The 22,553-nt window shown below is 42.4% G+C and carries 21 protein-coding genes, 1 tRNA gene and 1 pseudogene; 15 read left to right on the top strand and 8 right to left on the bottom strand.

Translation table 11 applies throughout. The features are described from left to right. Nucleotides 1–2: 2 nt before the first annotated feature. Genes HYG89_RS09240 through HYG89_RS09230 form a run of 3 tightly spaced genes read right to left on the bottom strand, consistent with a single transcriptional unit; the run spans nt 3 to nt 2,040 of the window. Nucleotides 3–407: a hypothetical protein gene (locus HYG89_RS09240; RefSeq protein ID WP_178867202.1), complete on the bottom strand. Its 405-nt coding sequence runs from the start codon at nt 405–407 to the stop codon at nt 3–5. A 40-nt stretch (nt 408–447) separates the two neighbouring features. After that, nucleotides 448–1,077, bottom strand: a complete 630-nt coding sequence (locus tag HYG89_RS09235) for a DUF1294 domain-containing protein (RefSeq protein WP_154320234.1) — start codon at nt 1,075–1,077, stop codon at nt 448–450. A 12-nt stretch (nt 1,078–1,089) separates the two neighbouring features. Further along, nucleotides 1,090–2,040 (bottom strand): homoserine kinase, encoded by a 951-nt coding sequence (locus HYG89_RS09230; protein WP_154320233.1) that lies wholly within the window; start codon nt 2,038–2,040, stop codon nt 1,090–1,092. Nucleotides 2,041–2,153: 113 nt separating this feature from the next. Between HYG89_RS09230 and hisF the strand changes: the two genes are divergently transcribed. Next, nucleotides 2,154–2,912 carry an imidazole glycerol phosphate synthase subunit HisF gene (gene hisF, locus HYG89_RS09225; RefSeq protein WP_004974384.1) on the top strand — a complete coding sequence of 253 codons (759 nt, stop codon included), beginning with the start codon at nt 2,154–2,156 and terminating at the stop codon, nt 2,910–2,912. A gap of 352 nt (nt 2,913–3,264) precedes the next feature. On the opposite strand, the gene HYG89_RS09220 is transcribed toward hisF, so the two are convergent. Continuing rightward, entirely contained in the window at nt 3,265–3,879 is a 615-nt protein-coding gene (locus HYG89_RS09220; protein WP_178867200.1) for a hypothetical protein, read from the bottom strand. A gap of 127 nt (nt 3,880–4,006) precedes the next feature. On the opposite strand from HYG89_RS09220, the gene HYG89_RS09215 reads away from it, so the two are divergent. Together HYG89_RS09215 and aqpZ are read left to right on the top strand one after the other, a co-directional pair. Continuing rightward, on the top strand, nt 4,007–5,008 hold the full coding sequence (locus tag HYG89_RS09215) for an AraC family transcriptional regulator (RefSeq protein ID WP_178867198.1): 1,002 nt from the start codon (nt 4,007–4,009) through the stop codon (nt 5,006–5,008). A 153-nt stretch (nt 5,009–5,161) separates the two neighbouring features. Continuing rightward, complete coding sequence (gene aqpZ, locus HYG89_RS09210) at nt 5,162–5,812, top strand: aquaporin Z (RefSeq protein WP_178867229.1); 651 nt, start codon at nt 5,162–5,164, stop codon at nt 5,810–5,812. A 152-nt stretch (nt 5,813–5,964) separates the two neighbouring features. Here aqpZ and HYG89_RS09205 read toward each other — a convergent pair whose 3' ends face one another. Both HYG89_RS09205 and HYG89_RS09200 read right to left on the bottom strand, forming a co-directional pair. Further along, entirely contained in the window at nt 5,965–6,210 is a 246-nt protein-coding gene (locus HYG89_RS09205; RefSeq protein WP_004974374.1) for a hypothetical protein, read from the bottom strand. 49 nt (nt 6,211–6,259) lie between these two features. Continuing rightward, nucleotides 6,260–7,336, bottom strand: a complete 1,077-nt coding sequence (locus tag HYG89_RS09200; RefSeq protein WP_004974371.1) for a DNA/RNA non-specific endonuclease — start codon at nt 7,334–7,336, stop codon at nt 6,260–6,262. 344 nt (nt 7,337–7,680) lie between these two features. On the opposite strand from HYG89_RS09200, the gene HYG89_RS09195 reads away from it, so the two are divergent. Then, complete coding sequence (locus tag HYG89_RS09195; protein WP_004974369.1) at nt 7,681–8,286, top strand: hypothetical protein; 606 nt, start codon at nt 7,681–7,683, stop codon at nt 8,284–8,286. 83 nt (nt 8,287–8,369) lie between these two features. Here HYG89_RS09195 and HYG89_RS09190 read toward each other — a convergent pair whose 3' ends face one another. Continuing rightward, nucleotides 8,370–10,250: a potassium transporter Kup gene (locus tag HYG89_RS09190; protein WP_004974367.1), complete on the bottom strand. Its 1,881-nt coding sequence runs from the start codon at nt 10,248–10,250 to the stop codon at nt 8,370–8,372. A 119-nt stretch (nt 10,251–10,369) separates the two neighbouring features. Between HYG89_RS09190 and HYG89_RS09185 the strand changes: the two genes are divergently transcribed. Next, nucleotides 10,370–10,460, top strand: a tRNA-Ser gene (locus HYG89_RS09185). 858 nt (nt 10,461–11,318) lie between these two features. On the opposite strand, the gene HYG89_RS09180 is transcribed toward HYG89_RS09185, so the two are convergent. Next, nucleotides 11,319–11,969, bottom strand: a complete 651-nt coding sequence (locus HYG89_RS09180; RefSeq protein WP_178867195.1) for a response regulator transcription factor — start codon at nt 11,967–11,969, stop codon at nt 11,319–11,321. 243 nt (nt 11,970–12,212) lie between these two features. Here HYG89_RS09180 and HYG89_RS09175 point away from each other — a divergent pair. From HYG89_RS09175 to HYG89_RS09130, 10 genes and pseudogenes are all read left to right on the top strand, one after another. Further along, nucleotides 12,213–12,382: pseudogene (locus HYG89_RS09175) on the top strand (secretion protein HlyD); the annotation flags it as partial. A 346-nt stretch (nt 12,383–12,728) separates the two neighbouring features. Beyond that, nucleotides 12,729–13,850: a bifunctional 3,4-dihydroxy-2-butanone-4-phosphate synthase/GTP cyclohydrolase II gene (gene ribBA / locus HYG89_RS09170; protein WP_096902634.1), complete on the top strand. Its 1,122-nt coding sequence runs from the start codon at nt 12,729–12,731 to the stop codon at nt 13,848–13,850. A gap of 11 nt (nt 13,851–13,861) precedes the next feature. Next, nucleotides 13,862–14,332 carry a 6,7-dimethyl-8-ribityllumazine synthase gene (gene ribE / locus HYG89_RS09165; protein WP_004974350.1) on the top strand — a complete coding sequence of 157 codons (471 nt, stop codon included), beginning with the start codon at nt 13,862–13,864 and terminating at the stop codon, nt 14,330–14,332. Between the two features lie 4 nt (nt 14,333–14,336). Continuing rightward, nucleotides 14,337–14,786: a transcription antitermination factor NusB gene (gene nusB / locus HYG89_RS09160; protein ID WP_004974349.1), complete on the top strand. Its 450-nt coding sequence runs from the start codon at nt 14,337–14,339 to the stop codon at nt 14,784–14,786. A 25-nt stretch (nt 14,787–14,811) separates the two neighbouring features. Continuing rightward, nucleotides 14,812–15,741, top strand: a complete 930-nt coding sequence (thiL, locus tag HYG89_RS09155; RefSeq protein WP_178867193.1) for a thiamine-phosphate kinase — start codon at nt 14,812–14,814, stop codon at nt 15,739–15,741. After that, on the top strand, nt 15,707–16,228 hold the full coding sequence (locus HYG89_RS09150; protein WP_096902633.1) for a phosphatidylglycerophosphatase A: 522 nt from the start codon (nt 15,707–15,709) through the stop codon (nt 16,226–16,228). Before thiL ends, HYG89_RS09150 begins: the two co-directional genes overlap by 35 nt. 18 nt (nt 16,229–16,246) lie before the next feature. Continuing rightward, complete coding sequence (gene glmU, locus HYG89_RS09145; protein ID WP_004974345.1) at nt 16,247–17,611, top strand: bifunctional UDP-N-acetylglucosamine diphosphorylase/glucosamine-1-phosphate N-acetyltransferase GlmU; 1,365 nt, start codon at nt 16,247–16,249, stop codon at nt 17,609–17,611. Nucleotides 17,612–17,623: 12 nt separating this feature from the next. Beyond that, nucleotides 17,624–19,465: a glutamine--fructose-6-phosphate transaminase (isomerizing) gene (gene glmS, locus HYG89_RS09140; RefSeq protein WP_178867190.1), complete on the top strand. Its 1,842-nt coding sequence runs from the start codon at nt 17,624–17,626 to the stop codon at nt 19,463–19,465. A gap of 154 nt (nt 19,466–19,619) precedes the next feature. After that, nucleotides 19,620–20,423, top strand: a complete 804-nt coding sequence (locus HYG89_RS09135; RefSeq protein ID WP_004777545.1) for a heteromeric transposase endonuclease subunit TnsA — start codon at nt 19,620–19,622, stop codon at nt 20,421–20,423. Further along, nucleotides 20,407–22,548 (top strand): Mu transposase C-terminal domain-containing protein, encoded by a 2,142-nt coding sequence (locus tag HYG89_RS09130; protein ID WP_004777546.1) that lies wholly within the window; start codon nt 20,407–20,409, stop codon nt 22,546–22,548. The genes HYG89_RS09135 and HYG89_RS09130 overlap by 17 nt, the downstream gene beginning before the upstream one ends. Nucleotides 22,549–22,553 lie beyond the last annotated feature (5 nt).

Here is a 22,553-nt window from a genome sequence, read left to right as displayed (position 1 = left end):
ATTTAATGATACATCGGTAAATTGTCATTCACACGAATTAAACCGCGTATGGCACGGTAAACCATCCATAACCATGAAATAGCAACTACTGCGATACAGAAAAGTGTCGCAGCCAAAGTCATACTGGCAAAGCTTTGCGCATCTGGACTAAAGAACAGCAAAAAGAAAGGCACAAATGCCACAATATTCCAAAATAGATACCACCAGAAGCTGCGAATTTGCCAAGTAAAATGACTGGCAAAAATTGAACCTTGTACATCACTACGTTTTAAATAGTTGATGATCAAGGCAATAATGGCCAATATCCCCGCAGAAAAAATCGCTACGATATACAGCACATATAAAATCATGGTCAATAAGCGATGTGGGTCTTGATCTACTGAATATGAATGTTCTGCGTCTGACATAATGCACCTGATAAGCCTGTTACTGGAACAATATTCCCAATTAGATATTAAGCTGATTCAGCGGAGAAATTAACCATAAAATCAGCAAGATATTTAAGCCTATCGTACAAAAATAAATCTTACCAAAGGGTTGTTTTTGTGTTTTATGGCGTAATTTTTGTTGTGCTAACCATGCAGCAGGCCAACCCCCTAAAAAAGCCACGATATGCAAGTTATTTTCAGGAATACGACGCCCGCCCTGCTGTGCAGCTTCTTTATCTTGTGCATACAGCCAATAACTCAGCGCATTCATCAAACTGATGAATAATAACAACATACCACTGAGCAATCCCAACAGCATCAGCAAAGCCAAAGCAACAATATAAGCCACACACAATATTTGCATCGGCTGCATTTTTTGCGTGCTGTTGGATATTTTCGTACTCACAGCAGATGCCTTTGCTGCTTTGGTCTGCGAAGCTTTTAAATACACCGCTTGCTGTGCTCGGTAACGTCCACGCTCATCCACAGTCACTGTGTATTCTAAGGCACAGCCCACAATTGGACGTGGACCTTGTCGGGCGAAGTCCTTAATGTGTAAAAACACGCGATCTTTTTGGTGGTCATTCGGCTGAATAAACCCATAACCCTGCTCATCAAACCATTCGACTAAACGCCCTTGATCACGCATGTTCTATATCCCTCAAGCTGTCACAAACTTTAAGCGTTCAATCAGCATATTCCGCATTTCATCTGGATTTTTCTGCAGAATATCTGCGCCTGTCCGCCCTTCTGCCGCATTTTTAGCAGCCACCTGCAAACGCATTAACCAAAAACGTCCTGCCGCCATTGCCAAATACAGTTCTAAACAAGCCTTTTCGTCTTGGGTTAAAGGACGCACCGTTTCGTAGGCATTTAAAAATGCAATCGCCTTGCTTTCATTTAAGCTCAGCTCAGGAAAATCGGTACAAAAATCATTCAGCGTAATCGCAATATCAAACAGCAATTCATCTTGATTTAATTCATAAAAATCTAAAATGCCTTGCAACTGATCATCTGCAAACAAGGTATTGTCACGGAATAAATCCGAGTGAATAAAACCTTTGGGACGCTGCGGATAGACTGCGGTTAAAGCTTCATACAAGCCCAAAAGTTTGGACAGTAAGGCTTGATCGGCCACATGCATGCTTGGTTTTAATTGGCGTGCGACCCCTGCCCAATAAGCATGATCACGTACATGATCGCGCTGCAAAGGAAAATTTTGTAAGGCCACATGCATTTTGGCTTGTGCAATCGCAATCGCTTCCACTTGCGCCACTGTTGCCAGTGTCGGATGCTGCCCAATTAAACGCGGTGCAATTTGTGCAGGTTTTTCTTTTAATTGGTGAATGGCTTGTCCCGAATAGGATAAAGGCACTGCCACAGGCAAACCCGCTTGCCCCAAATGCTGCAATACAGGAATTAATTCACCTGCCGCTTGCTGATCTAATTCTTCAAAAATGGTCAGCACGTACTCGTTTTGATTGTCGCAGCGCAAAAAATAATTGGTATTTTGAATCCCCCCTTGAATGGGAATCAGCTCGACCACCTCCAATCCATAAGGCGCTGCAAAGACCTGAACTTCCTTTAAAGTCAAAGGAGTATAAACCGACATAGAAAACCTGCGAAAAACCTGAGCTAAGTTTGATAGAATACCCGCTCCATCTGCCAAGGTGTAGCGCTTGTGTGGGTGAGTTTCATAATCGGCTGTAATAATTGGAAAAATTTATGCTAGCGAAACGTATTATTCCTTGCCTAGACGTAGATAATGGTCGCGTGGTTAAGGGCGTGCAATTCCTTGATATTCGTGATGCGGGCGACCCTGTCGAAGTGGCGCGTCGTTATAATGAACAAGGTGCCGATGAAATCACCTTTTTAGACATTACCGCTACCCATCATGGTCGTGATACGACTTATCGTACCGTAGAACGTATGGCAGAAACCGTGTTCGTGCCCCTCACCGTTGGTGGTGGCGTGCGCAAGGTTGAAGACATTCGCCTATTATTGAACGCAGGTGCAGATAAAGTCAGCATTAACTCTGCAGCCGTCTTTAACCCTGAATTTGTGCAAGAAGCCTCACAGCGTTTTGGCGCGCAATGTATTGTAGTTGCCATTGATGCGAAAAAAACGGGTGATAACAAATGGGAAATTTTCACCCACGGTGGTCGTAAACCAACAGGTATTGATGCCATTGAATGGGCAGTGAAAATGGCAGACTACGGCGCAGGTGAGCTATTGGTCACTTCAATGGATGCCGATGGTACCAAGGCAGGCTATGACTTGGCGCTCATGCGTGCCATCAATGACCGTGTAACTGTACCCACCATTGCGTCTGGCGGTGTAGGTAATTTACAGCACTTGGCAGATGGTATTTTAAAAGGCGGTGCAGATGCGGTACTAGCTGCCTCAATTTTCCACTTTGGTCAGCACACTATTCCAGAAGCCAAACAATATTTGGCAGCGCAAGGCATTGAAATGCGTTTGTAATTTCTAAAACAAAACTGTTTTAGACTTTAGTTTTTGAGCTTTAAAAGTGTAATCTTCGGGTTACACTTTTTTATTTAGCCCAAAATACAGGCAGAAAAAAAGGAGTCCGAAGACTCCTATTAACTCAAAAAACCACAGCGATGAAGTTTTTATATCTTTTAAATTTAAAAAAAATAAATAAAACAAAGCAATAAACAATTAAATTCGCTCAAAATACCCTTAGGTATTTCACTGCACATAATATATTCAGCATTTCAGCAGAAATATTGACCAAAAACACCAAAAATATTGACCATTTGCGACAAGCCTTGCCAAATCAGTCAGTTTAAAGCGTCATGAGCACCTATACCGTTTAGGCGACTCGTTCTGCCACCGTCACTTTTTTCTCGACCCACTTGGCAGGAAAATACGCAGCCGACAAATGGTTTAAACCTTGTGCCATCACCCGAGGTAAGGCAATGCCTAACGGATTTTGCTCCTGTAAGGCAGGTGCTGAAATGACTCGCGTTCCTAAAATATAATCAAACCACGGTTTGGTCACGCACCAGTTCGCATCCTGATTGCTGTTCATGTGATGGTCATAATGCCACGGAATTTTCTTAACTGCCCACTCTGGCTCTAAATGCGCACGACGGTGAATATAATAATAATTCGCAGCACTATATAGCGCAGCCAAACTCATACCCTTAGAAATTGGATAGAACACGCCACTGGCCACCGTTGCCACCACAGCCAAAGACACAATTTCATTTTTGGTACGCCAGTTGCGAATCCCTTCGACATAGCCATGATCGTGAAAACTGGTTTTACGCACTTCACGATGATGTTCCCAATGTGATTTCATACTTTCAGGCACAGGACTATAACGGCGCTGCCCTGCTCGATGCATTCCGTGCAAAATATATTTATGTGCCACCCATTCAAAACCATTGGCAACCACCAAACCTGCTAGAAATCCTTTCCACATCGCTATTTCTCCTTAAACACAGGACATCTTGACTCTGATGTTCACTATAGGCATGTGAGATTGACTAGATCTTGACCAAAAAAATCAATATCATTGACAAATGACGACAAAAATAAACCGATAACACATGCAACAATTCAAAGAATATACGGGCTCGGTCTATGGTGGCTTAGGGCATTTATTGATGTGCTATTACCAAGCAAAAAAGCTGCCCATTCCAGAAAAATTACATCAGATTCAAAATCTGGAACGTTTTGATTATGCCCTCTGGCGTGACTTGCTCAGCACTTTGGAGCAACAATTACCACAACCTGCTTTGGGTTTGGAAATTGCCAAATACGTGCAGCCCAAACATTTAGGCATCATTGCGTATTTAGCCTTGTCCTGTGATCATCTGGGTGAAGCATTACAGCGTTACCACGATTTTCATCGCTTGATTTACGATGGTGGCCCGTTGCAAGTCGAAGCACAAAACGATTATTTATCCATTCGTTGGTCAGAATTGCCCGTGCATATGACCACACAATTAACCGATGAAATTGCCATTGCTTTAATGATGGAATTTTTGAAGCACTTTATGCAGTTTGAAGATATTTGCCTGCACGAAGTACATTTTCATCATCCTGCGCCTAAAAATATTGCACTGTATGAGCAGTATTTTCATTGCAAAGTGCGTTTTTCTCAGCCAATTACCCAAGTGTTGCTGCCTGTTTCCGAACTGGCAAAACCCTTTCATCAGGGCGATCAGACCTTACAGCATTTATTGTTGCAACAGGCACAAGCCTTATTGGAAAAGCTACCGAATAGCACCCGAACCGATCAGCGTTTACAGCAAGCCATTTTGACGGGGCTGCAAAAAAATATGTATCAAATTGAACATATTGCTCAGCAATTACATATTTCTGTACGTCAGTTGCAACGTCATTTGCAACAGCAAGGCACGACCTACCAAAAACGCATGCAGGAAGTACGCTGTTTATTGGCAGAACAATATTTACAAGACCCACATTTAAGTCTGCAAGAAATTGCGCTATTGCTGGGTTATTCAGAACAAAGTGCCTTTCAGCGTGCGTTTAAACAATGGACGCAGCACACACCACAACAATGGCGGATGCAACGTGCTTCATGATTGCTTCTTTTTACTTTAATTTATATTAAATTCATCACAATATCGATCTAAAATGCGATAAATTTAATTGAAGTTTGATTAATTAACTCAAAAAATAAGCACTGGAGAATCAAATTGAATAAGTATTTCGCAGAACTGGCTGGCACATTCTAGCTGGTATTTGGTGGTTGTGGTAGTGCGGTATTGGCTGCAGCTTTTCCTGAATTGGGCATTGGTTTTGTGGGGGTATCCCTCGCGTTCGGTCTGACCGTATTAACCGCGGCCTATGCACTTGGGCACATTTCAGGTGGTCAATTTAACCCTGCAGTCAGTATTGGTTTGTGGGCAGGTGGACGTTTTGAAGCCAAAGAACTCGCACCGTATATTATTTCACAAATTATTGGTGCGACTCTGGCCGCACTGGTGTTGTATCTGATTGTACAGGGTCAGGCAGGTTTTGCAGGCACAGGCGGTTTCGCGACCAACGGTTATGGTGATTTATCTCCAGGAAAATATGCCCTCAGTTCAGTATTATTGATTGAAGTGGTACTCACTGCTGGCTTTTTGATGGTGATTATGGGTGCAACCGCCAAACGTGCACCTGCAGGTTTTGCTCCAATTGCAATTGGTTTGGCACTGACCTTAATCCATCTGATCAGTATTCCTGTAACCAATACTTCCGTGAACCCTGCACGTAGTACAGGTGGGGCGTTCTTTGCTGAAACTGCAGCACTCAGCCAGCTTTGGGCTTTCTGGGTTGCACCGATTGTAGGTGCGGTGATTGGTGCGGTGCTGTATCGCGCTATGGCAAAAGCTGAAGACTGATCTTCAAAACTTTAAATCCACAGCTTTTCAAGATGTCTGGGATTTATCTAAAAACACACAAAACAACAAAGCCCGTTCAAGCGTTTGAGCGGGCTTTTTAATGGCTTAGATGAGCAGATTAAAGTAGATTTAATATCTTGAGATGGCATCCATTATAAAAATGGATTTTCAATTTCACCCGCTTCGGGACGATCTAACTTTTCAGGCAGATTCGGAGTCTGCTCCAAAGTTGCAACAACTTCATTCAAAAAAGCCTGTAGTGCTTTGGCTGCCTGTAAACCCGCCTGATCTTTGCTGATTTGCAAATTGCCATACACATTGATGCAATCTAAATCATTTTCTAAGGTTAAGTCATGAATCGCATGTGATTCAGTCCCATTTTGAAACGGTTTAAACATTGAATTCACCTTAGCATGAAGGATGCAATATCCATCATCTTAACCCAGTTTAAGATTTCAACAACTGTAAAATATATTGCAATAAAGCTTCAATCAATTGCTTCACAATTGCATCTTGGGTATCTGCATCAATGCTAGCACCCGATGCAGGACTACTGCCTGAGCGTTTAAATTCGGTTTGCAAGGCTTGTAATTGCTCAGCAGATACATCTTCTGCGCACTGGCTTTCTGCATCCCAATGTGAGTAGGCAATCGGTGTATTGGCTTTTACAGCATTTGCAGTCAAAGGCAATTTATAGGTATTGCGCTTTTGTTCTTCACTTAATTGTGGGAATAAATTAATGCCCAACTGTTCTTCTAAATAGCAGACACTCACCACTTGCACCTGTAACGAGTCGTTATTGGGCGCGTAATAAGCCCCTATCGCGCCTGTTTTGGGCATATACACAGCTTTATACACCGCAGTCGGCACAATAACGCCCTGCCCAATGGTTTTTAGACGCTTGGCATTAAAACTTGGCCCCGTAATCACATACACATCTTGCTTTTGCTTAGTCACCACCGCTCGGGTGGCTTCTTCAAGTTCACGCCAGACCTGCTGATTATTTTTAGGGGCTTGCGGCACCATATTTGCCAAAGAAAAACTGTCAAACTGGGCTGCCAAGTTGGTCATGTCGGCATTCGGTGCCATGTGTCCACGGTCATAACCCGAACCACGATAATCCAGCAAAGTCGCACGATGCTCGGCTTTGACGCGCGGTTCTTCGTGAAAGTTATCTTCACGTGGAATCCGCTGACTCAAACGCGCTGGTGTTAAGGCTTCTGCCACCCATAACGGGGTTTTGGATACCCCTGAATACATCACATTAAAGTCATTAAAACACAGCGGATAGCTGTCTTTTTGCAGGCTATTTTTCAGTAAATAGGGCGGCGTTTCTCGATAGAACTGGGTTAGGCAAGCACTATTTCCTGAACTCGGCACCAGTGAAGTCCACTGGCTAATTTTTTCTTGACCAAAAGCAATCACAAAACTCCCTGTTGCCACTACACCGAGTAGCACTTTCAAGCTGTTTTGATTGAAAATTTGAGTCCAAATGTTGTTGGAATTGCGCCGTTTTCTTGCCATAACCGTTACTGTGACTTCGCTCTAAATCCGCAGAGTTTGCCCGAGCTTAACAATCCACTCACAGCTTGTATATGAAGCACCTCTTGTTCGTCTAACAATTAAACAAAACCCGCGCCATAACACCACAAAAGCCATACACAGCCTGAGTTTTAAGCACTTTTGACATCAGTCTAGATCAAGTTTGGTAGATTTGATTGCATCCGTTTTAGCGAATCTGCCAAGCTAAATACACCTTAAAGACATCGCTCAGCGACACCCAAGCGCATTGCGCTGCTCTAGCTGGATGTCATTGACGATTTAAATTGGTTTTAACTTTATTTTTGCGATTTTTGATGGAGAAATACATGCGTTTTCATCTTTTTGCTTGTGCTTTGGTTGGTAGCAGTATCAGCATTTCTGCCTTTGCCGAACCACCCATTCAAGCAGGTGATACTTTAGAAAGTTTATCTAAAGTCAAAATAAGCACCACGATTAATGGGCAAGCAGGCTCACTACAAGAATTAATCGCCAATGGTCAGATACGCATTGTACCGAGTACAGATACAAACTTAACAAGTCCAGCAGAAAATATAGCGCAACAGCCTGCAAACCAAATTTCAGCCGAACAAGCCAATCTGGCTCAAGACAATGTACCGATGACGATGCCTGTCGGGACTGAATCCGAACTGCAACACGCAGCGCAGGCAGAGCAAGTGAGCGAACAACACATACAAGCCACCTCTGCGCCATTATTGTCATCTTCAGCCGATTTACCTGTAAATGCTGGCGATGATGTGGATGTCACCGCAGAAGCGCTAAATGCTGCACCACAAAACCCTGCTGCATCTGAACAAGCAGCAGTCAATCTGCCCACGACTGAACGGCTTGAAACCACAGCACCTGCGGCACAGGGCGCAGATGTAAACGATATAGATTTAAGCCATCTACAACCAAGTGATACGGAACAATAAGATCTGTTTAAGACCAATCTTGAGCTAAAAATAAAAAACCAGCACTTTATAATGCTGGTTTTTTAAAATCTATTGAGCAGTTTTTAAATTTCGATTTGACTACCCAATTCCACCACACGGTTGGTTGGAATTTGATAGAAATCACTCACAGGACTGGTATTGCGCTGCATTGAAATAAACAGTTTTTCACGCCACGGTGACATGCCATCGCCCACCGTATGCACAATTCGATCACGCGAAATAAAGAAGCTCATTTGCATCATATCGAATTCAAACTCAAGCTGTTCATAGGCTTGTTTCAAGGCATTTGGAATATTTGGCTGATCTTTAAAACCGTAATACATGGCAATCCGATAAAAACGATCATCCAGTTTTTCGACTTGAATCCGATCTTGCTGCGCCACAAATGGAATATCACGCGTGATGACCGTTACCATGATATTGCGTTCATGTAAGACCTTGTTATGCTTAATATTATGCAACATGGCATGTGGCACAATGTTAGGCGTACCTGTCAAGAAAATCGCATCGCCAGGGACAAATTTGGTTTCATTGCCCATACTAATACTGTGAATGAATAGGTCTATCGGCAAGGCATCTTTTTCCAAACGATTGAAAACCAATGCACGACCATCTTTCCACGTCATTAAAATGGTATACATGATGGCGCCAATTAAAATTGGCACCCATCCCCCTGACACAATTTTGAGCGAGGTCGAAGCCACAAAAATTAAATCTAGGGTTAAAAATGGCACTGCAAAAAGGGCAACTTTCCACATCGGCCAACGCCAAAAACCATAGGCCAACACTGAAATTAAAATCGTGCCACACAGCATGGTCATGGTCACTGCCACACCATAAGCACTGGCAAGTCTGGCACTATTTTCAAACAGTAAAATTAAGATAAGCACCGATATAAATAAGGCCCAGTTAATGAACGGCAAATAGATTTGACCACGCTCTACATCGGAGGTGTGACGTACAGTCAGGCGAGGCAAATAACGTAATTGAATGGCCTGATTGACCATTGAAAATACCCCTGTAATCACCGCTTGAGAAGCGATCACTGCCGCAGCCGTAGCTAAACCAATCATCGGGTATAAGCCCCATTCAGGCACCAACATATAAAACGGATTTTCAATTGCTGCAGGGTTGCGTAGCAGTAATGCGCCTTGTCCCGCGTAATTCAATAACAAACAAGGTAAGACAATTAAAAACCACGCGAGGCGAATAGGCATCCGCCCAAAATGCCCCATATCGGCATAGAGTGCTTCGCCACCCGTCATGGTTAAAATCACCGCACCCATGGTGAGAAATGCAACAAAGGGTTGCTCTACTACAAAGTTAAACGCCCAGTGTGGACTGACCATGGCCAATACAAATGGAGTTTGGATGATACTGAGCAGCCCCGCACCGCCAATGGCTAAAAACCACAGCAAAGTCAGTGGTCCAAAAAATTTGCCCATCGTACCTGTACCATGACGCTGCACAATGAACAGTCCCGCCAAAATACCAATGGAGAGCGGTACGAGCCATTGATTAAAAATAGGCGTGGCAATACTTAGCCCTTCGATAGCCGACAATACTGAAATAGCGGGGGTGATAATACCATCGCCAAAGAACAGGGATGCGCCAATAAAGCCAAGTGCGATCAGAAAGATTTTTTTGTCTTCGGCAATGCGGGTGGTGCGCAGGTTCAATGCCAATAATGACATGATCCCGCCTTCGCCATTGTTATCGGCACGCATAATAATGGTGACGTATTTGAAGCTGATGGTGAGCATCATGCACCAGAAAATTAGGGATAAAATTCCCAATACACTGGCTTGGGTAATTGCAAGATGCGCCGTTAAAAAAGTTTGTCTGAAGGCATACAGAGGACTGGTTCCGATATCCCCAAATACAACTCCGAGTGCAGCCAAGGTAATGACGGGTAAGGCTGCTTTTTTTGCAGTACTTTGCATAGGTGTCTTCGATTTAGACGGTATTTTTGAGAATCATAGCACTACGCTGAAAGTTTTTCTCTAAATCAAATTTTTCAACTTGGCTTTGTACTATTTTTTGGTTATTATCCACCGCCTATGGTGAAGTGTCCGAGTGGCTGAAGGAGCACGCCTGGAAAGTGTGTATACGTTAATAGCGTATCGAGGGTTCGAATCCCTCTTTCACCGCCAAATTAGTTGTTTACGGTATTATCCCGTAGTTTTAAGGGCTTGAATCTAAAGGGTTTAGGCCTTTTTTATGTTTAATGCAATCCACTTTATCTATTGCAAGCTTGATCTAGTTGGGGTTATAACTAGGGGTATAATAAATTACCCCCAAAACTATACCCCCAATTCTGTGGAATCATTGCAATGCTTACAGATGCTCAAGTCAGAAAAATAAAACCATCGGAAAAGAAAGCCAAATAATTACCTATGATCGAAATCTAGCACATATCACGGCTGGCGGGCTTGGTTATCGTGAATTCTAAAAGTTGAACCCATATAGGGGAAAGCCCCCTACTCACTTAGGTATGATTTATTCAAATCACCATTCATCTATTACTATTAAAACATATTCGTCCTTCTATGTATTTCTTATTAGTGGCGGGTTTTCTCGCTGAGGACAACTTCACACGATTGGATTTATGGGTACAGATACAATCAAAGCCTAAGAATCTGAAAGAAGCATATCGCCTGCATTAGACTGATAGCTATTCAGCTCATGTTGATTTTTACCCATTTTATCGACATGACAACCTGAATATGTTTATGTCATCGACATGACAACTCTCTCATGTCGATTTTTGTCAGTTTTATCGACATGAAAGCCTGAATATGTTTATGCCATACAGCTAAAGGAATAAGACAATATTCCTTTTAGGTTTTAAGCACATCAACAACCTGAACGCTAAATGTCACATCCTAAAGCGAATTAGCTTTTTAAAAAGGTCATAATCAGCCAACCACCCACCCAATAAAAAAACCGCTGCTCAATCTTCCAGATCAACACAGCGGTTTTAAACTCATCTTTTACAGATCAGTCACATCTTACATTTTCTTTTCTTCAATATTTAACGCATTGATTGCCAATACCGCCTGAGTACGATTTTGCACACCCAATTTACGGAAAATTGCGGTCACATGCGCTTTAATCGTCGCTTCAGAAACATCTAATTCATAGGCAATTTGCTTATTCAACAAACCTTCTGCCACCATCATCAATACACGGAATTGCTGTGGTGTTAAAGACTGAATACGTTCAGCCAAAGCCGTTTCATCTGCAGCGCGAGGGTCAAAGTTAACATTCGCAGCCAAGTTTGGCGGCAACCAAATCTCACCTTCTAAAATTTGACGAATTGCTTCACCAATATGGCTCGGATGTGCCGATTTTGGGATATAACCCATCGCCCCATGCGCAATTGAACGTTGAATAATCGATGCTTCTTCGTGAGCGGACACCACAATAATTGGGATAGATGGATATTGCGCACGCACATGCACCAATGCAGAAAAGCCCGATGCCCCTGGTAAATTCAAGTCCAATAAAACAAGATCAGGCTCAGGTCCATTTTCCAAACGTTCGTACAATTCATTAACTGCAGCAGTTTCATGAATTTGAGCTTGCGGTAAGCTATAACGAACCGCCTGAATTAAGGCATGGCGAAACAGCGGATGATCATCAACGATTAATATATTCATAACAGACGTGAGAGATCTTGGGCACAGTTGTTATATTCTAACCACACAAAGACAATTAAGGATATGCAAGACATGACTTTTTTGCATTTATTGTGCAATTAATCACAGAAAAGCGTTTATTTTTTATGTTTTCAGCGCTCAGTCAAAAAGGTTGATCATTTTGTGGATTTTTTAATCAGTTTTATTTTACAACCAAAACGCTCAAAACAAGATGTAATATGAAATAGAAAATATCCCAAGATAAGGGTTTATATCCGTACCGATTCAGACAAACTCAGCAACAAAGCAGGACAAGCGTTTGATATACCCCAGGCATGGTCGCAACAGTCGATATTAAAACGGGTGAAAAAACGGTGTTGGATTATCTGATCAAACCATTCAACAAAGCCAAAGAAGCCTTACGTGAGCGCTAAACAGAAATTCTCTTATACCTGAATTTAATGAATTATCTCATCTCTGATTCTTGCCTTCTCCCAAAACCCAACTGGGCTCAAGTGAAGGCGAGAATGAGGGCGATAATATCCTATGCCCTCTACAGTTTTATTTTTCACAGATTTTGCATTTCATCTTAATTGCCTAAACAATCTACAGCAACGCAGCAAATCCTCCTTTTCACCTCTTTCCAAGCCTGATGACACTGTGTATAACCATAAGTCACGCAATGAAAATGATAAGCATAGGCAAAACAGGTAAAAAACCGTTAGACTATGCATCTCTCTCATTCAATGTCGTTTCAGACAAATAAGAAGGTGAAGGTTGATGCCGCTCAATACTGTCGAAGAGCTTGTAGCAGATATCCGTGCAGGAAAAATGGTCATCCTCATGGATGATGAAGATCGTGAAAATGAAGGTGATTTAGTCATTGCCGCAACCCACGTTCGCCCTGAAGATATCAACTTCATGATCACACACGCGCGTGGTCTTGTTTGCTTAACCTTAAGTCGTGACCGTTGCCAGCAATTAAACCTACCGTTAATGGTTGATGCCAATGGTGCACAACACGGTACGAACTTTACTTTGTCGATTGAAGCTGCTGAAGGCATTACCACGGGTATTTCTGCCGCAGAACGTGCGCATACCATTCAAACCGCTGTCGCTGCACATGCCAAGCCTGCCGATATTGTTCAGCCTGGGCATATTTTCCCACTCATGGCACAGCCAGGTGGTGTATTGCACCGTGCAGGACATACCGAAGCAGGTTGTGATCTTGCCCGTTTGGCAGGTTTAGAGCCTGCATCGGTAATTTGTGAAATCATCAATGAAGACGGCACGATGGCGCGTCGTCCAGATTTAGAAATTTTTGCTGAAAAGCACGGGTTAAAAATTGGTACTATTGCCGATTTAATCCACTATCGCATGACCAATGAACAAACTGTAGAGCGTTTGGATCAGCAAAGCATCGACACCGAATATGGTACTTTTGACTTATATCGCTACCGTGAACTGGGGAACCCAGACATTCACTTGGCATTGGTCAAAGGCGAGCCGAAAGAAGGCGTTACCACAGTACGTGTGCATGGTTTTAATCCAACCCGTGATTTGCTGAAGCTGAAAAAAGCAGATGGTTCGGCAACTTGGAATTTAGACCGTGCTTTAAAAGAAATTGCCAACAGTGAACGTGGTGTTTTGGTCTGGATTGGTCAAGCTCAATTGCAAGACTTGGGCCCTGCCCTAGACAGCCTTAAATCCCCGAAACAAGGCAAAGCCAATGCTGCATTGTCACAGCAATACCAAACCATTGGCGTGGGTGCACAAATTTTACGTGATTTAGGCGTTGAAAAAATGAAGCTACTCAGCTCACCATTACGTTTCAATGCTTTATCAGGCTTTAACTTAGAAGTGGTGGAATATATCACCGCAGATCCAACATCAGAGAAATAATCGAGGTTGCTATGGCAATTCGCCGTATTGAAGGTTTATTACATCTCGCTAGCGAAGGCCGTTATGCGATTTTAGTCGGTCGTTTTAATAGTTTTGTGGTTGAGCATTTGCTTGATGGCGCAATTGACACATTGAAACGTCATGGCGTATCAGAGGATAATATCACCGTTGTTCATGCACCAGGCGCTTGGGAACTTCCTGTTGTGGCTAAAAAATTAGCTGCATCGAATGGTTATGATGCCATTATTGCACTCGGCGCAGTGATTCGCGGTAGCACTCCACACTTTGACTTTGTTGCAGGCGAATGTGCCAAAGGCTTAGGTGTGGTTGGTTTAGATACTGGCTTACCTGTGATTAACGGTGTATTGACTACGGATAGTATTGAACAAGCAATTGAACGCTCTGGAACAAAAGCAGGTAATAAAGGAAGTGAAGCTGCCTTAACTGCAATTGAAATGGTTAACTTGTTAAAGGCTATTTAACGCTATGTCGCAAACACTTCAAGCAACTTATGCAGCAAAACGTAAAGCACGTCGTTTTGCTGTGCAAGGTATTTATGAATGGCAGATGAGCCACAATCCAGTACATGAAATTGAAGCACGTACCCGTGTGGAAAATGCCATGCACAAAGTGGATCTCGGCTATTATCATGAATTGTTGACTCAAGTGGTTGCCAATCATGAAGCATTGGATGCATTACTGGTGCCTGTTCTTGATCGTGACATTCAAGCCCTCGATGGTGTTGAACTCGCCACCTTACGTTTAGGTGCTTATGAGTTAGAACAACATCTGGAAATTCCATACCGTGTGGTATTGGATGAAGCGATTGAATTGGCAAAACACTTTGGTGGTGCAGACAGCCACAAATACATCAATGGTGTATTAGACCGTCTTGCCAACAGCTTACGTGCAGCAGAAAAGCAACAAAGCAACTAATTCAAAGTATTGAGTCGATTGTTGTATGGCTGAGTTTTCCATTATTGAGACCTATTTCAACAGACCGCGTCCCGATGCAGTCGATTTAGGTGTCGGTGATGACTCAGCTCTGCTCACCCCTCCGCCGCAACAACAATTGGTCATTTGTGCCGACACTTTAGTCGCTGGACGACATTTCCCCCTCGATACCAACCCACATGCGATTGGTTGGAAATCGGTTGCGGTCAATTTATCTGACATTGCCGCCATGGGTGCCACCCCACACAGTATTTTACTGGCATTGAGCCTACCCCAAATTGATCATGACTGGCTCAAAGGTTTTAGTCAGGGTTTACATGATTGTTGCGATCAATTCGGGGTAAGTTTAATAGGTGGAGATACCACACAAAGCCAGCATCTCACCATTTCCGTTACCGCCTTAGGCTGGATTGAACAAGGACAAGCAATTCCACGTTCAGGCGCACAAGTCGGCGATTATATTTGTGTCAGCGGACAAGTCGGCGATGCCGCTTTTGGTTTAGATCATCTCGATCACCCCTTAAAACAACGCTTAGACTACCCGACACCTCGCTGCCAACTCGGGCAACAACTCAAAGGTCTGGCTTCAAGCATGATTGATGTTTCAGATGGCTTGGCACAAGATTTAGGGCATATTCTCAAAGCCTCTCAGGTCGGTGCTTGTATTGAACTCAGCCAACTGCCTATAGATGCTGCATTAACCGAATTACCACAACAAAAGCAGTGGCAATATGCCTTGGCAGGTGGCGATGACTATGAGTTATGCTTTACAATAAGCCCACAAAATTATCAGCAGCTTTTGCAAAAACCGCTGAATACCTCTATTCATATTATTGGCAAAATTAACAACCAAAACCGCTTAAGCTTTGAACAGAATGGCGTAGATCGTTCACTTCATTTTCATGGATACCAACACTTTGCAAAAACCCGCGATTAATTTCAAAGCCATGTCTTGGACTGACCGACTGATTGTATGCTGTGGTGTTGGCTTCGGTTCAGGTCTACTACCCAAAGCTCCCGGTACCTTTGGTTCGGCCTTTGCCCTACTGTTCATTCCCATTTGGTTCGCGCTTGGTTTCATTCCAAGCCTTTTTGCCATTGCCATCATGTCCCTCGTTGGCATATATATCTGTGGACGTACTGCACAGGTTATGGGCGTACATGATGATGGTCGTATTGTTTGGGATGAATTTGCAGGACAATCGATTACCTTTTTACCCCTGATTTTTATCAATCAAATCAGCTGGGTCTGGGTAATTGTGGGTTTTGCCCTATTCCGACTATTTGATGTGTGGAAACCTTGGCCAATACGTGTGATTGACCGTCGGGTCGAGGGTGGTTTTGGCATCATGCTGGACGATATTATTGCGGGTCTTTGGGCCGCATTATGTATTTATATTTATTTATCTTTTACTTTGGTTTAGCCATCACTAGGATTCAACATGTCTACTACCGTGATTATTCTTGCTGCAGGTAAAGGCACGCGCATGCGTTCAAATTTACCAAAAGTATTACAACCTCTTGCAGGACGCCCACTCTTGGGTCACGTGATTGATACCGCAAAAAAATTACAAGCCGATCATATTATTACCATTTACGGTCACGGCGGTACTTTGGTTCAAAATGCGTTTGCACATGAACAGGTGCAGTGGGTCGAACAAGCGGAACAGCTCGGCACAGGTCACGCAGTCAAAGTGACTTTGCCTGTTTTACCACATGAAGGCGTATCCCTAATTTTATCTGGAGATGTACCTTGCATTACAGAGCAAACTTTACAAAAGCTGCTCGATGTTTCACGTGAAACCCAAATTGGATTGGTGACACTCACCCTTGCCGATGCCACGGGTTATGGTCGTATTGTGCGTGAAAACGGTAAAATTCAAGCGATTGTTGAACATAAAGATGCATCTGAAGCACAGCGTCAAATTCAAGAAATCAACACGGGTATTTACTGCGTCAGCAATGCCAAATTACATGAATGGCTGCCAAAACTGAGCAATAACAATGCGCAGGGTGAATATTACCTGACCGATATTGTGGCGATGGCAATTGCCGATGGTTTAGAAGTTGCATCGGTAGAACCTCAACTGGCTTTTGAAGTAGAAGGCGTGAATGACCGTGTGCAATTGGCTGCATTAGAACGCGAGTTCCAGAACTTCCAAGCCAAGCAACTCATGCAACAAGGTGTGCATTTAATAGACCCAACCCGTTTTGATTTACGTGGTAATCTCACTGCAGGTAAAGACGTTCGCATTGATATTAACGTAATTATTGAAGGCGATTGCGAACTGGGTGATGGCGTAGAAATTGGTGCAGGTTGTATCCTCAAAAACACCAAAATTGCTGCGGGCACTAAAGTTCAGCCGTATAGCGTATTTGACCAAGCGGTTGTAGGTGAAGCTGCGCAAATTGGTCCATTCTCACGTTTACGTCCGGGTGCGGTATTGGCCAATGAAGTGCATATTGGCAACTTTGTTGAAGTGAAAAACAGTCAAATTGGTTTAGGCTCCAAAGCCAACCACTTTACCTACTTAGGTGATGCCGAAGTGGGTGCAGGCAGCAATATTGGTGCAGGTACGATTACTTGCAATTATGATGGTGCCAATAAATTTAAAACTATTATTGGTGACCAAGTCTTTATTGGTTCAAATAGTTCATTGGTTGCACCTGTCACCATTGCCAATGGTGCAACGGTAGGCGCAGGCTCGACCATTACCCGTGATGTTGCAGAACAGTGTTTAGCTGTGGAACGTTCTAAACAGTTCACTAAAGAAAATTATCAACGTCCACAGAAATTGAAAAAATAAGAGGAAGTTCCTATGTGCGGTATTGTCGGTGGCGTTGCAGAACGTAGTATTACCAATATCCTCATTGAAGGTTTAAAGCGTTTAGAATATCGCGGTTATGATTCCGCAGGTTTGGCATTGATTAGTCAAGGTCAGGTCTTGCGTGAGCGTCGTGTCGGTAAAGTAGCAAATCTTGAACAAGCAGTACTTGATTCTCAAGTCACAGGTTCACTCGGTATTGCACACACACGTTGGGCAACACATGGTAAACCGACAGAAAACAATGCGCATCCGCATATTTCTGGCAATGTTGCTGTCGTACACAACGGTATTATCGAAAATTATCAAGAACTGAAAGATGAGCTAGAAGCTTTAGGCTATGTGTTCAGTTCTCAAACGGATACTGAAGTGGTTGCGCACTTGGTCGACCATGCCCTTAAAACTGCACCGAATTTATTGGCTGCAGTACAGCAAGTCGTACCACAACTGAAAGGTGCTTATGCACTTGGAATTATCCATACCGATTATCCAGATGAATTGATCACGGTACGTGAAGGTTCGCCTTTAGTGATTGGGGTCGGTATTGGCGAAAACTTTATCAGTTCAGACCAATTGGCATTATTGCCAATCACCAACCGTTTTATGTATTTGGAAGAAGGTGATATCGCACGCTTAACTCGCGACAGCATTGAAGTTTTTGTAAACGGTCAAACGGTTGAACGCCCTGTAAAAGAGTTGGATGCAACTGTAAGCAATGCATCGAAGGGTGAATATAAACACTACATGCTCAAAGAAATTTATGAGCAGCCTGAAGCAATTCAACAAACCATTTCACAAGCATTGAATGGCAACGCTTTACGTGAAGATTTCCTGAAAGATGCCGAGCTTGATTTTGCCAAGATTCAACAGGTACAGATTATTGCCTGCGGTACCAGCTACCATGCAGGGATGATTGCAAAATACTGGTTTGAACAGCTAATTAACTTGCCATGTCATGTGGAAATTGCCAGCGAATACCGTTATCGCACCCCAGTCATTGTGAATAACACATTGTATGTGTGCATTTCACAATCTGGTGAAACTGCAGATACTTTAGCTGCTTTACGTGATACGCAAAAACGTGCTGCTGCAAAAGGCTTAAATATTAGCACCATGACCATTTGTAACGTGGCAACTTCATCTATGGTGCGTGAAACCAATCATAGTTTGTTGACACTCGCAGGCCCTGAAATTGGTGTGGCATCGACCAAAGCCTTTACGACACAATTGGCAGCATTAATGCTATTGGTGCTCAAAATTGGTCAGGTGAAAAATGCAATTGCAGCGACAGAAACAGCTGAAATTATTGCAGGCTTATGGCACACACCAAAAGTGATTTTAGATACTTTGCAAAATGATACGGCAATTTTACGTTTGTCTGAATTGTTTGTAGAGAAAAATCACTGCTTGTTCTTGGGTCGTGGCACACAATTCCCAATCGCCTTGGAAGGTGCTTTGAAACTGAAAGAAATTTCATATATTCACGCAGAAGGTTATGCTGCGGGTGAATTAAAGCACGGCCCATTGGCATTGGTCGATAATGACATGCCTGTGGTGATTTTAGCACCGCAAGATGACATGCTGGATAAACTGAAATCCAATATGGAAGAAGTACAGGCACGTGGTGGTGAGCTGTTTGTATTTGCAGATGAACACAGCGGCATTCCTGCAGATAAAGAACGCCAGCATGTGGTTTATGTACCACAGGTCAGCGCGTTGCTTGCGCCAATTGTGTATAGTATTCCTGTGCAGTTGTTGTCTTACCATGTGGCGGTTTTACGTGGTACAGATGTCGACCAGCCTAGAAACTTGGCAAAAAGCGTAACAGTGGAATAATATTGATTAAATTCAATGATTTAAATGTATGAGATTAATAAAGTATCATCCTAAGTAATATAGTTTCATCTTAGGTAATAAAGTATCATCTCATATTGCTCAAATAACAATCGCCTGCTATTCTTAAATTAATGAGAGTAGCAGGCGATTTGCTATGGCGACTGAAAAACAACAAGACAATTGGATTAAAGAAGGTCGTGGTCAGGGCTACTTAAAGAGTTATAAGCCTTGGGTGACTGTTCGTGATTTTGGTTCAAAAGGTCGCTCACATCGGGTATATGGGCACACAACTAAACGTACACATCACTTATTGTCTGATTTAGAACTTGCAACCTTTCTACTTTTAGACTGGAATCCATCAGTTACTGATATTCGGGAACAGTTTCCTTTACCACTTCAAGCCACAACTCAAATTGCAGAACAAGCTCAAATTACTCATCCTAGAGTTCGTGATGCCCTACAAATTATGAGTTCAGATTTTTATGTAGATCATAAAGATTCCACGCAACCCAATTTTGTTCTCCAAACCAAGTATGTAACAGATTTGGAAGATATCAGAACCATTGAAAAACTTGAGCTAGAACGAAGATATTGGGAAAGTACAAAGATACCTTGGTACATTCTTACAGAAAAAGATATTCCTGCGACTGTACTTCACAATATCAAATGGCTCTATCCTGCTATGAGGGAATCTTCTCTTCCTGTTTATGAAAATCTCGATGACTATATGCAGAAATTTGCTCAATATCCTCATCTCACATTAATTGAATTAAGTAAAAAATTAGATCAGGCATATGATTTAGAACTGGGTTCATCGCTATCAGAAATTCGAGAGCTTCTTGCTCAACGTTATTTTATTTTTGATATCACCAAGGACTATAAAAAGCTCAAATTATCTGAAATTACATTAGGTGATGTTGAAGTGTGGGAGGAAATTCGCCATGTTTCGAATCAATGATGTTTATAAGCTGCAAGATACATCTTTTCGTATCCTTAAAATGACACTTTATCACATCGTATGGATTGATATTGATAGTCAGAGTGCTAACCCCTTTCTTATCGAAAAAAATGAGTTAACTAAATCTATAGAAGCAAACGAAGCTGAATGGATTGAAGACCCCTTTGCAGATATCGCATTGCTAAAAGTTGTTGAGGGTAGTATCCAGCAGCAAAAACGTGATGCTGGAATGGCGTTAATCAAACCGCTCATTACACATGATCAATTTTTTGACCCATCTATTCGCTTTGACCTTGTTAAACGTATATTGGAGCAGCAGAAATCTACTCACCAGACGATTTACAGGCTTGCCCGTCGATATTGGCAACGAGGTCAAATACCTAATGCACTTATTCCGAGTTATCAAAATTCTGGTGCTAAAGGCAGTAAACGAGTTGCCAAAGATAAAAAGCTGGGACGACCCAGAAAACTTATGCCAGGTACAGGGGCACTTATTGATGTAAACATAGAGCGACTATTTAGAATTAATATCAATAAATATATGTTAACCAAGGATAAACATTCTTTAGGTTATGCCTACCGTAAGTTCTATACGATGTATCATTCATTATTTCCTGAAGTTCCAGATACTGAGATTCCATCAATATGGCAATTTAAACATTTTTATGAACGTGAATTTCCTAAAGTTGCTCAACTTACTGCCCGTAGCAATCCAATTCTCTATAACAAGGACATTCGGGCACTTCACTCGACAGTGAATACCCAAGTCTTAGGGCCAGGATCACGTTATGAGATTGATGCAACGATTGCTGATATCTATCTTGTTTCAGATTCTGATCGTGCCTGTATTGTGGGAAGACCAACGATTTACTTCGTTGTTGACGTATTTAGCAGAATGGTGGTCGGTTTTTATATTGGTTTTGAGAATGCTTCATATGTAACCGCAATGCAGGCTCTACAAGTCGCTATGACCGATAAAGTGGAGTTATGCAAACAATATGGTTATGAAATTACCAGTGAAGAGTGGCCTTGTATTGGATTGCCTGATGCGATTTTAGCGGATCGTGGAGAATTATTAGGTCATCAGATTGAGGCACTCGAACATAGTTTCTCAATTCGGATTGAAAATACTGCGCCATATCGTGGGGATTTAAAGCCTATTGTAGAACGTTATTTCAGAACTGCTCAAGCAAAATTTAAACCTTTTGCTCAGGGTGTGGTACAGCCCTTTAAAGAAAAAAAACGAGGTGGCTCAGATTATCGTCTAGATGCTACTTTAACAATTCATGATTTTAAGCAAATTATTATTGGTTCAATCCTCACCTACAACCTGACACACCAATTAAAAAAGTATGATCGTGATCTTGATATGCCAACGGATTTACCCTTAGTTCCGATTCATCTCTGGAACTGGGGTATACAAAACCGAGTGGGCAGATTAAAACAGGTTTCCGAAAAGGCATTACGTGTTGCACTGCTTCCTAAAACCAAAGCAACCTTATCTGATCTTGGGCTCAAAGTTTTTGGTGTATTCTATTATTGTGCTGAGATTAATCAACAAGGCTGGATGCACCGTAAAAAATCAATCTCAAGACCAGATACTTTACAAGTTGCTTATGACCCGAGTAATGCTGAAATAATTTATGTTTTTTATCAAGATGATAGTCTTCATTATTGGGAAGCCACACTTGCACCAAGATCAAGAGAATTTGTTGGTTGTAGTTTCTGGGAAGTTTGGCAGGTTCAACAGGAACAGAAGCAAACCCAAGCAATTCAAGAACTGGAAACCAATAAATCTAAAGCTGCTCTTGAAGAACATATAGAATCCATTATTGCTCAGGCCAATGCTCAAAATCCAAAGACAGCATCAAGCAAAAAACAACGTGTTACTGGCATTAGGGAAAACCGTCAACGGGAAAAGAATCATGAACGTTTGGCGAGGAAAACAGATTATCTGAAAAATCCACTTCCTGAACAACCAACTGAAACAGTATCTGAATCAACAAATAACATTATTCAGATGCCTAAGCCCAAACAGAAGCTGGAACATGATGAGGATTACCAACTTACTTTTGGTATTTATCAGGATTTGCTGGAAGATATTGATCACTCAGATGATGATTAATACAT

Origin of the sequence: Acinetobacter sp. SwsAc5 (assembly GCF_013391485.1) — a bacterium.
GTDB lineage: Bacteria > Pseudomonadota > Gammaproteobacteria > Pseudomonadales > Moraxellaceae > Acinetobacter > Acinetobacter towneri.
This window is presented reverse-complemented; position numbering and strand designations above follow the sequence as displayed.